Annotated in this window: 12 protein-coding genes; 10 read left to right on the top strand and 2 right to left on the bottom strand. The window is 68.9% G+C overall.

Translation table 11 applies throughout. The features are described 5' to 3' along the window. Positions 1-298: 298 nt before the first annotated feature. The 6 genes from LI94_RS04955 to ribD all read left to right on the top strand — a co-directional run bounded on the left by LI94_RS04955 (position 299) and on the right by ribD (position 6867). Positions 299-1183, top strand: a complete 885-nt coding sequence (locus LI94_RS04955; RefSeq protein WP_046300478.1) for a universal stress protein — start codon at positions 299-301, stop codon at positions 1181-1183. A 70-nt stretch (positions 1184-1253) separates the two neighbouring features. Further along, entirely contained in the window at positions 1254-2759 is a 1506-nt protein-coding gene (locus tag LI94_RS04950; RefSeq protein ID WP_046300477.1) for a bifunctional aminoglycoside phosphotransferase/ATP-binding protein, read from the top strand. A gap of 9 nt (positions 2760-2768) precedes the next feature. Next, complete coding sequence (gene fmt, locus LI94_RS04945; RefSeq protein WP_046300476.1) at positions 2769-3701, top strand: methionyl-tRNA formyltransferase; 933 nt, start codon at positions 2769-2771, stop codon at positions 3699-3701. Further along, positions 3698-5104: an RsmB/NOP family class I SAM-dependent RNA methyltransferase gene (locus LI94_RS04940; RefSeq protein WP_036458531.1), complete on the top strand. Its 1407-nt coding sequence runs from the start codon at positions 3698-3700 to the stop codon at positions 5102-5104. Before fmt ends, LI94_RS04940 begins: the two co-directional genes overlap by 4 nt. A 4-nt stretch (positions 5105-5108) precedes the next feature. After that, entirely contained in the window at positions 5109-5786 is a 678-nt protein-coding gene (gene rpe / locus LI94_RS04935) for a ribulose-phosphate 3-epimerase (protein ID WP_024443544.1), read from the top strand. A gap of 49 nt (positions 5787-5835) precedes the next feature. Then, positions 5836-6867, top strand: a complete 1032-nt coding sequence (ribD, locus tag LI94_RS04930; protein ID WP_046300475.1) for a bifunctional diaminohydroxyphosphoribosylaminopyrimidine deaminase/5-amino-6-(5-phosphoribosylamino)uracil reductase RibD — start codon at positions 5836-5838, stop codon at positions 6865-6867. A 13-nt stretch (positions 6868-6880) separates the two neighbouring features. Here ribD and LI94_RS04925 read toward each other — a convergent pair whose 3' ends face one another. Together LI94_RS04925 and LI94_RS04920 are read right to left on the bottom strand one after the other, a co-directional pair. Then, a complete protein-coding gene (locus LI94_RS04925; RefSeq protein ID WP_046300474.1) occupies positions 6881-8419 on the bottom strand; it encodes an MFS transporter in 1539 nt (512 codons plus the stop codon). Further along, entirely contained in the window at positions 8419-9117 is a 699-nt protein-coding gene (locus LI94_RS04920; protein WP_046300473.1) for an LppX_LprAFG lipoprotein, read from the bottom strand. The genes LI94_RS04925 and LI94_RS04920 overlap by 1 nt, the downstream gene beginning before the upstream one ends. A 52-nt stretch (positions 9118-9169) precedes the next feature. On the opposite strand from LI94_RS04920, the gene LI94_RS04915 reads away from it, so the two are divergent. From LI94_RS04915 to LI94_RS04900, 4 genes are all read left to right on the top strand, one after another. Beyond that, positions 9170-9778, top strand: a complete 609-nt coding sequence (locus LI94_RS04915) for a riboflavin synthase (protein WP_024443540.1) — start codon at positions 9170-9172, stop codon at positions 9776-9778. Positions 9779-9874: 96 nt separating this feature from the next. Continuing rightward, positions 9875-11152 (top strand): bifunctional 3,4-dihydroxy-2-butanone-4-phosphate synthase/GTP cyclohydrolase II, encoded by a 1278-nt coding sequence (locus LI94_RS04910; protein ID WP_046300491.1) that lies wholly within the window; start codon positions 9875-9877, stop codon positions 11150-11152. Continuing rightward, entirely contained in the window at positions 11153-11635 is a 483-nt protein-coding gene (gene ribH / locus LI94_RS04905; RefSeq protein ID WP_036458529.1) for a 6,7-dimethyl-8-ribityllumazine synthase, read from the top strand. Then, positions 11632-12111 (top strand): PH domain-containing protein, encoded by a 480-nt coding sequence (locus tag LI94_RS04900; protein ID WP_024443537.1) that lies wholly within the window; start codon positions 11632-11634, stop codon positions 12109-12111. The genes ribH and LI94_RS04900 overlap by 4 nt, the downstream gene beginning before the upstream one ends. Positions 12112-12115: the final 4 nt, after the last annotated feature.

Here is a 12115-nt window from a genome sequence, read left to right as displayed (position 1 = left end):
GTCGCGGTACTCGCGAGAACCTGCGCGTCGCTACCTGTGCTAGCTGCTATTGAACATATGTTGCGCCTCCGTTTGATGGGCGGTGGCTGTCGATTCGGCAGCTGCCATAATAGATCGTATACCGATATTTCATCATCGGAATCGGTGCCGCCGCAAGAGTTTGCAGGCCGTCACGTCAGGACAAAGGGCAGCTGGATCGGCAATTGAGGTCCAACGGCCCCTGCCGAATCATCCCGGGCCGCAGTAGTTTCAAAGGTAAGTCGGCTAGCCGGCTGATCAATATGGTTGGAGGCCTGCGATGTCACAAGTGAGAACGACACCCGGAATCGTGGTGGGTGTGGACGGATCGCCTGAATCCGACGCGGCAGTGGCCTGGGCGACGCATGAGGCGATCATGCGCCAGTTGCCGCTCACGCTGCTGCATGTGGTGACGCCCCTGGAGACCGGCTGGCCACCCGGGCCGATGTCCGAGGGAATCCCCAGCTGGCAGGCCGACGAGGCGAACAAGATCCTGGCGCGGGCCCGCAACGTCGTCGACGCCAGCCGGGGCGACGCCGCGTCACCGGAGGTGCGCACCGAGATGGCCTACGCCCCGGTGGTCTCGACGCTGATCGGTGTCACCAAGAATTGTTGGCTGACCGTCGTGGGCTCAACGGGATTGGGTGCGATCGGCCGCCTGCTGCTGGGCTCGGTGAGCACCAGCCTGATTCACCACGCACAGGGTCCGGTTGCGGTCATTCGCACCGATCGGGCTTGCGCGACAGATGCGCCCGTGGTGGTGGGCATCGACGGTTCACCCGCGTCGGAGCGGGCTACGGCGCTGGCCTTTGAGGAGGCCTCCCACCGCGGAGTATCGCTGGTGGCATTGCACGCCTGGAGTGACGTCGGGGTCATGCCCATCCTCAACGTGGACCAGCACGACTACGAAGTCCAGGGCCACGAGATCCTCGCCGAACGCCTGGCGGGCTACCAGGAGCAATATCCGGATGTCGCCGTCGAGCGACGGGTCGTCCGTGACCACCCGGCTCGCTGGTTGGTCAAGGCGGCCGAGCAGGCTCAGCTGGTGGTGGTCGGTAGTCGCGGCCGTGGCGGATTCGCCAGTCAGCTCTTGGGGTCGGTCAGCTCCGCGGTGGTTCAGGCCGCAGGCATTCCGGTGATCGTGGTCCGCCCGGACGGAAGATGACCGTCGGCCACGCTCGGGGGCGGTCCGTTGCTCGCCCCCGCCCCGGGCCGCGCTGGTAACACTGGATGTCATGGAGTCCACGACACACGGCGACGTGGGTGCGCCGAAAGCGGCGCCCTACGTCGCGGCCCACGAAACGCACTCCGGCGTGGTGATCTTGGCCGGCGATCGTGCCTACAAGGCCAAGAAGCCGGTGCAGACCGACTTCCTGGACTTCCGTACCGTCGAGCAGCGCGAAGAGGCGTGCGCGCGGGAAGTCCGCCTCAACAGCCGAATCGCCCCCGACAGTTACTTCGGGGTGGCCCATCTCAGCGGTCCGTCCGCCGGGGCGCCCGAACCGATCGTCGTCATGCGCCGCTATCAGGACGACCAGCGGTTGGCTTCGATGGTCAGCAGTGGTGCCCCGGTAGAAGGCGTGCTCGACAGCATCGCCCGGACACTGGCAGACTTCCACGACCGTGCCGAGCGCGGCCCGCGAATCAGCCTGCAGGGCAAGCCCGAGGCTATCCACCAACGGTGGTTCGACAACTTCCCCACCCTGCGCCGTCACGCTGACACCGTGGTGCCCGGCGAGACGGTGCGCCTTGTTGAGGATCTCGCCGGCGCATACCTTGCCGGTCGAGCGGATCTGTTCGCTCAGCGGATCGACGCGGGCTGCATTGTCGACGGCCATGCCGACCTGCTCGCCGATGACATCTTCTGGGCGGAGAACCGGCCGGTGCTGCTCGACTGCCTGGAGTTCAGTGACGACTTGCGTTTCATCGACCGCATCGACGACGCCGCCTTCCTTGCCATGGACCTGGAATTCCTGGGCCGCAAGGATCTCGGCGACCACTTCCTGAACCGCTACGCCACCTATGCGGGCGACACGGCGCCGTCCTCGTTGCGGGATTTCTATATCGCCTACCGCGCCACGGTGCGGGCGAAAGTGGACTGCGTGCGGCTGACCCAGGGCAAGGCCGGGGCTGACGCCGCCGCGGCGCGCCACCTGGCGATCGCGGTGAGCCACCTCGAGCGCGGCGCGATCCGGCTGGCGCTGGTCGGGGGCGGTCCCGGAACCGGTAAGTCGACGCTGGCCCGAAAGCTCGCCGAACAGATCGGGGCGGTGGTGCTGTCCACCGACGACGTGCGCAAAGAACTGCACGAGTCGGGGCAGCTGAGCGGAGAGGCCGGCTCCCTGGGCGCCGGTTTGTATGCACCGGCCAATGTGGCTGCCGTCTACCAGGCGATCCTGCATCGGGCGGGCCGGTATCTGGCCAGCGGTCAGTCGGTGATCCTCGATGGAACCTGGCGCGATGGGCAGGTCCGTGCCGCGGCCCGCCGCCTGGCCGCCCACAAGCACGCGGCGACCACCGAGATCCAGTGCGTGGTGCCGGTTGAGGTCGCCGCCGACCGAATCAGAAGCAGGGCCCCGGGCAACTCCGATGCGACACCACAGATCGCCGAAGCGCTGGCAGCTCACGACTTCGAGTGGGATACCGCCCATCGCGTCGACACGTCGCAACCGCTCGATGATTGCGTGCGAAAGGCTCAGGAGCTGTGGCGCGCCGCGATCCAGCGGACCCGACTTCCCTAAACTGTCCCGGTGCGCATTGTCTTCGCCGGCACCCCGGACACCGCGTTGCCGTCGTTGCAACGGCTGATCGATTCGCCGCGCCACGAGGTGGTGGCGGTACTGACCCGGCCCGACGCGGCGTCCGGCCGGCGGGGGAGCCCGCAGCCGTCCCCGGTGGCCCGCCTGGCTCTTGACCACGGCATTCCGGTGCTGCGGCCGACCCAGCCCAATGCGCCCGAGTCGGTCGCGGAGCTGGCCGCACTGGCGCCGGAGTGCTGCCCGGTGGTCGCCTACGGGGCGCTACTGCGCGACGCGTTGTTGGCGGTGCCGACACACGGTTGGGTCAACCTGCACTTCTCCCTGCTGCCGGCCTGGCGGGGCGCGGCTCCGGTGCAGGCGGCCATCGCCGCCGGCGACGAGGTGACCGGAGCGACGACGTTTCGCATCGAGCCGGAACTGGATTCCGGGCCGGTCTACGGGGTCACGACCGAGACCATCCGGGCCGATGACACCGCCGGCGAACTGCTGGCGCGGCTGGCGGTCTCGGGCGCCGAGCTGTTGGCGGCCACCCTCGACGGCATCGATGACGGAGCGCTGCACGCAGTGCCGCAACCGCACGACGGGGTCAGCTATGCACCGAAGATCAGCGTGGAGGACGCGCGGGTGCACTGGGAGCTGCCGGCCACGGTGATCGACCGCCGGATCCGCGCCGTCACCCCGAACCCGGGCTCCTGGACCATGATCGGCGACCTGCGAGTCAGAGTCGGGCCCGTCAGCCTCGCCGCGGACGGGCCGGCAGGACTGCCACCCGGCGCCCTACATGTCGACCGCCGGCAGGTGTGGGTCGGCACCGGCACGGATCCGGTGCGATTGGGTCAGATCCAGCCGCAGGGAAAGAAACTGATGGACGCCGCAGACTGGGCGCGCGGCGCTCGGCTCGACCCCGAGGTGCGGGCGTCATGACCGGACCCCAACGCGGCCAGCGCCGGCCGCAGCGCCCCCAGGACGGCTCACGCAAACCCCGCCGCAAGCCCCTGGACCCGGCTCGTCGCGCCGCATTCGATGTGCTGCAGGCAGTCTCCCAGCGTGATGCCTACGCCAACCTCGCGCTGCCGGCGCTGCTGGCCGAACGTGGAATCACCGGCCGTGACGCCGCTTTCGCCACGGAACTGACCTACGGCACCTGCCGGGTGCGGGGCCTGCTCGACGCCATCATCGGCGCGGCAGCGCAGCGCCAACCCGAGACGATCCACCCGGTGCTGCTGGATCTGCTGCGGCTGGGCAGCTATCAACTCCTGCGCACCCGAGTCGAGCCGCACGCCGCGGTATCGACCACCGTCGATCAGGCTGTCCTCGAATTCGACTCCGCACGAGGCGGTTTCGTCAACGGCGTGCTGCGCACCATCAGCACCCGTGATGAGCAGTCCTGGACCGCGGAACTGGCACCGAACGCCGACAGCGATCCGATCGGCCACGCCGCCTTCGTCCGCGCCCACCCGCGCTGGATCGCGCAGGCGTTCGCCGACGCGCTGGGCGCCGCCGCCGGCGAACTCGACGCGGTGCTGGCCGGTGACGACGAGCGGCCCCGCGTGCATCTCGCGGCCCGGCCGGGCGCCTTGACCGCGGCCGAGCTGGCCGCCGCGGTGGACGGCGAAGTCGGCCGGTATTCGCCCTACGCCGTCTATCTGCCCGGTGGTGACCCCGGCAAGCTCGACGCCGTACGTGCCGGTCAGGCGCTGGTTCAGGACGAGGGCAGCCAGTTGGTGGCCCGCGCCCTCACGCTGGCTCCAGTCGACGGTGACACCGGGCGGTGGCTGGACCTGTGCGCCGGACCCGGCGGCAAGACCGCGCTGCTAGCCGCCCTCGGCGCCCAGACCGGGGCGCGGGTGACCGCGGTGGAGCAGGCCCCGCACCGGGCCGCGCTGGTCGCCGATAACACCCGCGGTCTGGACGTGCAGGTGCTGACGGCCGACGGCCGCGACTCAGGTTTGGAACCCGGCTTCGACCGGGTGCTGGTCGACGCGCCCTGCACCGGATTGGGCGCCCTGCGGCGCAGACCCGAAGCCCGTTGGCGCCGCCTGCCCGCCGATATCCCGGTACTGGCCAAACTGCAGCGCGAGTTGCTGGCCGCCGCGATCGGGCTGACCCGGCCGGGGGGAGTGGTGTTATACGCGACATGCTCGCCGCACCTGGCCGAGACGGTCGGTGTGGTGGCCGATGCGCTACGCCGGCATCCGGTGCGGGCGTTGGACACCCGGGAACTGTTCGCCCCGGTTGACGCGCTGGGCGACGGACCGCACGTGCAGCTGTGGCCACACCGGCACGGGACCGACGCCATGTTCGCTGCGGCGCTACAAGTAATCTGAGCGCATGTCACGAGCCATGATCGCGCCGTCGATCCTGTCGGCCGATTTTGCCCGCCTCGCCGATGAGGTCGCCGCTGTCAAGGGTGCGGACTGGCTGCACGTCGACGTGATGGACGCCCATTTCGTCCCGAACCTGACCCTGGGTCTGCCGGTGGTGCAGAGCCTGCTGGCGGCCACCGACATCCCGATGGACTGCCATCTGATGATCGAGGACCCGGGACGCTGGGCGCCGCCCTACGCCGAAGCCGGCGCGTACAACGTCACGTTCCACGCCGAGGCCACCGACAATCCCGTCGCCGTGGCACGCGACATCCGCGCCGCGGGTGCCAAAGCCGGACTCAGCATCAAGCCCGGCACGCCGCTGGAGCCCTACCTGGAGATCCTGCGGGACTTCGACACCCTGCTGGTGATGTCGGTGGAGCCCGGGTTCGGCGGGCAGTCCTTCATCCCCGAGGTGCTGAGCAAGGTGCGCACCGTGCGCAAGCTGGTCGATTCCGGGGAGCTGAGCATCCTGGTGGAGATCGACGGCGGCATCAACGCCGACACCGTCGAGCAGGCCGCGGAAGCCGGCGTCGACTGCTTCGTCGCCGGTTCGGCCGTCTACAGCGCCGCTGACCCGGGCGCCGCCGTCGAGTCACTGCGGCGTCAGGCTCTGGCGGCGTCACCGCACCTGCGCGCATGACTATCGAAGGCGACGGCGAGAGAGGAACGAGCGAGCAAGGAGTCGAGGCATGAGCGCTGCGTCGGCCGCCGAGCATGGCGTCGACCATGACGCCGCCATGCTGTTGGCGGTCGAACAGGCGCAGCGGGTCAAGGGCAACACCTATCCCAACCCGCCGGTGGGCGCGGTCATTCTGGATCGCGACGGCCGGGTGGCCGGCGTCGGGGGGACCCGGCCGACCGGCGAGGCGCACGCCGAAGTGGTGGCGTTGCGCCGGGCCGGTGAGCTGAGTGTCGGCGGTACGGCGGTCGTCACCCTCGAGCCGTGCAATCACCACGGCAAGACCCCGCCGTGCGTGGATGCGCTGCTGGCCGCCGGGGTGGCGCAGGTGGTCTACGCCGTGGACGACCCCAACCCGGATGCGGGCGGCGGGGCGGCGCGGCTGGCCGGTGCGGGCGTGCAGGTGCTCTCCGGGGTCCAGGCCGCGGCCGTGAGCACCGGGCCGTTGCGGGAATGGCTGCACAAGCAACGCACGGGCCGCCCGCACGTCACCTGGAAATACGCCACCAGCATCGACGGCCGCAGCGCGGCCGCCGACGGTTCCAGCCAGTGGATCACCAGCGAGGCGGCCCGGGCCGATCTGCACCGCCGTCGGGCGGCAGCCGACGCCATCGTGGTCGGCACCGGCACCGTGCTCGTCGACGACCCCACATTGACCGCCCGGCTGCCCGACGGCACCCTGGCCGAACGTCAACCACTGCGGGTGGTGGTGGGCCAGCGGGAGATCTCCGCGGACGCGCACGTGCTCAATGACGACTCACGCACCATGGTGATCCGCACCCACGACCCGGCCGAGGTACTGCGGGCCCTCGCCGACCGCACCGATGTGCTGCTCGAGGGCGGCCCCACGTTGGCCGGGGCATTCCTGCGAGCGGGAGCGATCGACCGCATCCTGGCCTACGTGGCACCGATCCTGCTGGGCGGGCCGGTCACCGCCGTCGACGACGTCGGCGTGCCCAACATTGCCCGGGCATTGCGCTGGCGGTTCGACACCCTGGAGCAGATCGGCCCCGACCTGCTGCTATCGCTGGTCCCGCACTAGCGCCTGGCACCGCTCACCGTGAGATGGCGGCCTCCGGCTCGGGCACTTCCGGATCTTCGGCGTGTACGTCGTTGCTGCCGATGAACAATCCCAGCACCGCGCCCACCACACAGATGAGGGCGGTGATTCCGAAGATCTCGCCGTACATCATGGCGAAGGCCAGCTTGGAGTTGGCCGCAGTTGCGGCCATCTTCTCGGCCAGGCTGCCGCCGGGCATCTTGGGCAGGCCGGCCAGGATCTGGTTGAACCGGTACAGGCCCCACGCCGACAGCGCCGCCATGCCGACCAGCATTCCCGTCATCCGGGCCACCACCACACCCGCCGCGGCAATACCGTGCTCCCGTGGCGGCACCACGCGCATCACCGCTGAGGTCAGCGGGCCGATCACCAGGCCCAGACCGAAGCCGGCCAGCACCTGGTCGGTATGTGCCGCCGGAAGGCTCAAGCCGAGTACATCGTGGTGATAGGCCATCAGGTCGACCGGCCACTTCGAGATCAGCCAGTAGCCCCCGGCGGCGATGAGCAGCCCGACGAACGTCACCAGCCGGTCACCGGCCACGGTGGCTATCGCCCCGCCCACCACGGCGCCGATGGGCAGCGCGGCCAGGAACCACAGCAGCAGCATCGCCGCCTCGTTCTGGGTCTTGCCGAGCACGCCCTGGCCGAACAGCTCGACGTCAACCAGGGTGACCATCAACGCGGCGCCGGCGCAGAGCGAGGAGCCCAACGCGGCCAGAAACGGGCCGATCCGGGCGCCGGCCGGGTCGAGCAGCTTCGTCGGCGACTTGATCTCCCAGACCACGAACGCCACCAGCGCGATCGCGGCAAACAACAGGTAGGCCGCACCGTGGTCGGGAAGCGCCTGCTTGGCGCTGGGGTCGGGGTTGTACAGGCCGATCGTCAGCAGGCCCAGGATCACCGCCAGCAGCAGCCCGCCGACCACATCGACCCGCTCCCGTGCGGCGTCCTGAGATTGCGGAGGTAGACTGAAGTGGATCAACACCATGGCCAGCACGGTCAGCGGCACGTTGATCCAGAACACGTCTCGCCAGCTGGTCAGCGCCCAGACGATGAAGATGCCGTACAGCGGACCCAGCACACTGCCCAGTTCCTGGGCGCCGGCGATCCAGCCCAACACCGCCGACCGGCGGCGCTGCGCCCACAGGTCAGCGCCGAGGGCGAACGTCACCGGCAACAGCGCCCCGGCCGCGACGCCCTGGATGGTGCGGCCGACCACCAGCATCGACAGGTCGGTCGACAGTGCGGTCACCACCGATCCGATGGCGAAGGTGCCCAGGCTGAGCTGCAGCAACAGCTTGCGGCCGAACCGGTCAGACGCCCGGCCCAACAGCGGCATCGCAGCGATGTAGCCGAGCAGATAACAGGTGATGATCGGGGTCAGTTGCTGGATCTTGTTGATCGGGATGCCGACACCCGCCGGCTGCGGAGCCATGATGTCGCGCATGATCGTGACCACGACATAGGTGTCGAGTGCCCCGAGCAGGACGGCGAGGCTACCTGCGCTGATCGCCAGCGTGCGGTTGACCCGCATTACGCTCCCGCCGGCTTCTCAATCGTGACGGCTGCGTTCCAGTTCGACAGGGTCATCTGGATGGCGTTGCCCGCGCTGGGGTTGAGCTGGGCCTGAACCAGCTGGTGGTCACCATCCTCGGAGATCCACACCGTGGCCGGCGTCGGAGCGGTGGCCTTGAGCTGCGGCGCCAGGGAGTTCACCGCGTCGGCGGGCGCGTTGCCGGTGACCCGAACGGTCTTCTGGCCGTTGATGGTGTCGCGGCCGGCGGACTTGGCGTCGGTCAGGTTGGACAGCATGTTGGCCAAGCCCTTCTCCGGGCTCAGAATCGCGGCCACGTCGTAGATCTTGTCGGCGGAGCCGTAGTTGTCGTAGTCATCGCCGGTGATCGCCGCGTAGAGGTCGCCATCGATCACGACGAACTTGGCGTCGACGTCCGAGCCCAGCATCATGATGGTCGCGCTGCCCTTGGCTGCGGTGGTCGGCTGGGTGGTCAGGTCGCCCTCAAGGGTCTTGACCGGCAGGTTCTTGATCTGGCCGGTCACCGAGAGTGCCAGGTGCGCGCTCTTGAGGTTGGCGGTGGTGGTGGCCGATTCCTTGACCAGCGTCGAAGCGTCGGGCAGCGGCCCGCCGGCATCCTTGGAAGAACAGCCGGCGAACAGCGCGGCGGCAGTGGTCGCGGTGGCCAGGGCGATGAGAAGTCTGCGCATGGGGGACATCGTATAGAGGCCGCCTGGTCGGGGTAGGGCAGCGTAGACATAGCCTGGTGTGATGTTCACCGGAATCGTCGAGGAGCTGGGCGAGCTGGTCGGCCGCGAGGACCTCGCCGACGCTGCGCGCCTGGTCATCCAGGGCCCCACGGTCACCTCCGACGCCCGCCACGGCGACTCGATCGCCGTCAACGGCGTGTGCCTGACCGTTGTCGATGTCGAGCCCGGCGGCCGCTTCAGCGCCGACGTGATGCTTGAGACGCTGGAGCGGTCCAGCCTGGGATCGTTGCAGGTAGGAAGCCCGGTGAACCTGGAACGTGCGGCCGCTCTGAACAGCAGACTGGGCGGCCACATCGTGCAGGGCCACGTCGACGGCACCGGGCGGGTGCTGTCCCGCACCCCGGGGCAGCACTGGGAAGTGGTGCGGATCGAGCTGCCGGCGTCGCTGGCGCGCTACGTGGTGGAGAAGGGCTCGATCACCGTGGACGGAACCTCGCTGACGGTGTCCGGGCTGGGCGCCGACCCCGACGACTTCTTTGAAGTCTCGCTGATTCCGACCACCTTGGAACTGACCACCCTGGGCCGGGCGCCGGTCGGCGCGGTGGTCAATCTCGAGGTGGACGTGATCGCCAAGTATGTCGAGCGGTTGGTGACAAAGCCCACGGAATGACTCCGCGGGGCAAACCGTGGGTCCGGGGTGGTTCATACTGGATGGGCGGGTTGCGCCGACGGGGCGCTTTCCGACGGCGAAACCAAGGTGGCACAGATGACGAAGTTGGACACCGTCGAGCGGGCGGTTGCCGACATCGCGGCCGGCAAGGCCGTCGTCGTCATCGACGACGAAGACCGCGAGAATGAAGGCGACCTTATCTTCGCCGCAGAGAAGGCCACCCCCGAGCTGGTGGCGTTCATGGTCCGGTACACCTCCGGCTACCTGTGTGTGCCCCTGGACGGCGCCATCTGCGACCGGCTGGGCCTGCTGCCGATGTATGCGGTGAACCAGGACAAGCACGGCACCGCCTACACCGTCACCGTCGATGCCAAGAACAATGTCGGAACGGGGATTTCGGCATCTGACCGGGCCACCACGATGCGTCTGCTGGCAGAGCCGGGCAGTGTCGCCGACGACTTCACCCGCCCCGGCCACGTGGTGCCGCTGCGCGCCAAGGACGGCGGAGTGCTGCGCCGGCCGGGCCACACCGAGGCCGCGGTCGACCTGGCCCGGATGGCCGGCCTGCAACCCGCCGGCGCGATCTGCGAGATCGTCAGCCAAAAGGACGAGGGCGCGATGGCCCAGACCGAGGAGCTGCGAGTCTTTGCCGACGAGCATGGGCTGGCCCTGATCTCCATCGCCGACATGATCGAGTGGCGGCGCAAGCACGAAAAGCACATCGAACGGGTCGCCGAGGCCCGCATCCCGACCCGGCACGGCGAGTTCCGCGCGGTCGGCTACACCAGCATCTACGAGGATGTCGAGCATGTCGCGCTGGTCCGCGGCGAGATCGCCGGGCCGAACAACGACGGCGACGACGTGCTGGTTCGCGTGCACTCGGAGTGCCTGACCGGCGATGTTTTCGGCTCCCGGCGCTGTGACTGTGGTCCGCAGCTGGATGCGGCACTGGCGATGGTCGCCCAGGAGGGCCGCGGCGTGGTGCTCTACATGCGTGGCCACGAGGGCCGCGGCATCGGGCTGCTACACAAACTGCAGGCCTATCAGCTGCAGGACGCCGGCGACGACACTGTCGACGCCAATCTCAAATTGGGCTTGCCGGCCGACGCCCGCGATTACGGGATCGGGGCCCAGATCCTCTCGGACCTCGGTGTTCGCTCGATGCGGCTGCTCACCAACAACCCGGCCAAGCGCGTCGGGCTGGACGGCTACGGCCTGCACATCATCGAGCGGGTGCCGCTGCCGGTGCGGGCCAACTCGGAGAACATCCGCTACCTGCTGACCAAGCGTGACCGGATGGGCCATGAACTGACCGGCTTGGAGGACTACGACGACTCCGCGCAGTTGCCGGACGAATTCGGCGGGGCGATGTAAATGAGTCCCGCTGCAGGAGTGCCGGACATTCCGGCGCTCGACGCCTCTGATGTGCGTCTGGCGATCGTGGCCAGCACGTGGCACACCCGTATCTGTGATGCCCTGCTGGCCGGAGCCCGCAAGGTTGCCGCTGACGCGGGCATCGCCGAGCCGACGGTGGTACGGGTGCTCGGGGCTATCGAGATCCCGGTCGTGGCGCAGGAAGTTTCCCGAAACCATGACGCCGTCGTCGCGCTGGGGGTCGTGATCCGCGGTGCCACACCGCATTTCGACTATGTGTGTGATGCGGTGACGCAGGGCCTGACCCGGGTCTCGCTGGACGCGGCGACCCCGGTGGCCAACGGCGTGCTCACCGTCAACGATGAGGCGCAGGCGCTGGACCGCGCTGGACTGCCCGATTCGACCGAGGACAAGGGTGCTCAGGCGGCTGCCGCAGCACTCGATACGGCGCTGAGGCTGCGCGAGCTTCGCGCCGCACTGTGACGCCCCCGGCCGGATCCCCGCGCTGGGATCTTCAGGTACGTCCGCGCATGATGCGCCTGGGCGTATGGATCGTCGCAATCCTGATCGTGACCATCCATGTCGTGGTGAGCGTGTTGCTGACCATCCGTGCCAGCGGCGTGATCTTCCGTACCTATGACCGGGTGGCGGTGGTGGTGCTGGGCCTGATCGTCGCCGGCGCGCTGCTGCTGTTGACTCGGGCCCGGGTGCGGGCGGGCGAGTCCGGTGTGTCGGTCCGCAATGCGCTTTCAGACCGGTTGATTCCGTGGTCGGAGGTCGTCGGCGTCACGTTCCCGCCGGGCAAGCGCTGGGCCCGGCTGGAGTTGCCCGACGACGAATACATTCCGCTGGTGGCCATCCAGTCCGCCGACAAAGAGCACGCCGTCGAGGCCATGCGGGCGCTGCGGGCCTTGCTGTCGCGCTACCGGCCCGCGCAACAACCCCCCGATCGTCGCTAGCCTG

This window comes from Mycobacterium sp. UM_Kg27 (genome assembly GCF_000972905.1).
Taxonomy (GTDB): domain Bacteria; phylum Actinomycetota; class Actinomycetes; order Mycobacteriales; family Mycobacteriaceae; genus Mycobacterium.
The sequence above is the reverse complement of the archived record's forward strand: the minus strand, read 5'-3'. Positions and strand labels throughout refer to the sequence as shown.

Bases quoted from the DNA above. Each gene is read 5' to 3' on its own strand.
- LI94_RS04955 (WP_046300478.1), top strand. From the start codon at position 299: ATGTCACAAGTGAGAACGACACCCGGAATCGTGGTGGGTGTGGACGGA.
- LI94_RS04950 (WP_046300477.1), top strand. From the start codon at position 1,254: ATGGAGTCCACGACACACGGCGACGTGGGTGCGCCGAAAGCGGCGCCC.
- LI94_RS04940 (WP_036458531.1), top strand. From the start codon at position 3,698: ATGACCGGACCCCAACGCGGCCAGCGCCGGCCGCAGCGCCCCCAGGAC.
- rpe (WP_024443544.1), top strand. From the start codon at position 5,109: ATGTCACGAGCCATGATCGCGCCGTCGATCCTGTCGGCCGATTTTGCC.
- ribD (WP_046300475.1), top strand. From the start codon at position 5,836: ATGAGCGCTGCGTCGGCCGCCGAGCATGGCGTCGACCATGACGCCGCC.
- LI94_RS04925 (WP_046300474.1), bottom strand. From the start codon at position 8,419: ATGCGGGTCAACCGCACGCTGGCGATCAGCGCAGGTAGCCTCGCCGTC.
- LI94_RS04920 (WP_046300473.1), bottom strand. From the start codon at position 9,117: ATGTCCCCCATGCGCAGACTTCTCATCGCCCTGGCCACCGCGACCACT.
- LI94_RS04915 (WP_024443540.1), top strand. From the start codon at position 9,170: ATGTTCACCGGAATCGTCGAGGAGCTGGGCGAGCTGGTCGGCCGCGAG.
- LI94_RS04910 (WP_046300491.1), top strand. From the start codon at position 9,875: ATGACGAAGTTGGACACCGTCGAGCGGGCGGTTGCCGACATCGCGGCC.
- ribH (WP_036458529.1), top strand. From the start codon at position 11,153: ATGAGTCCCGCTGCAGGAGTGCCGGACATTCCGGCGCTCGACGCCTCT.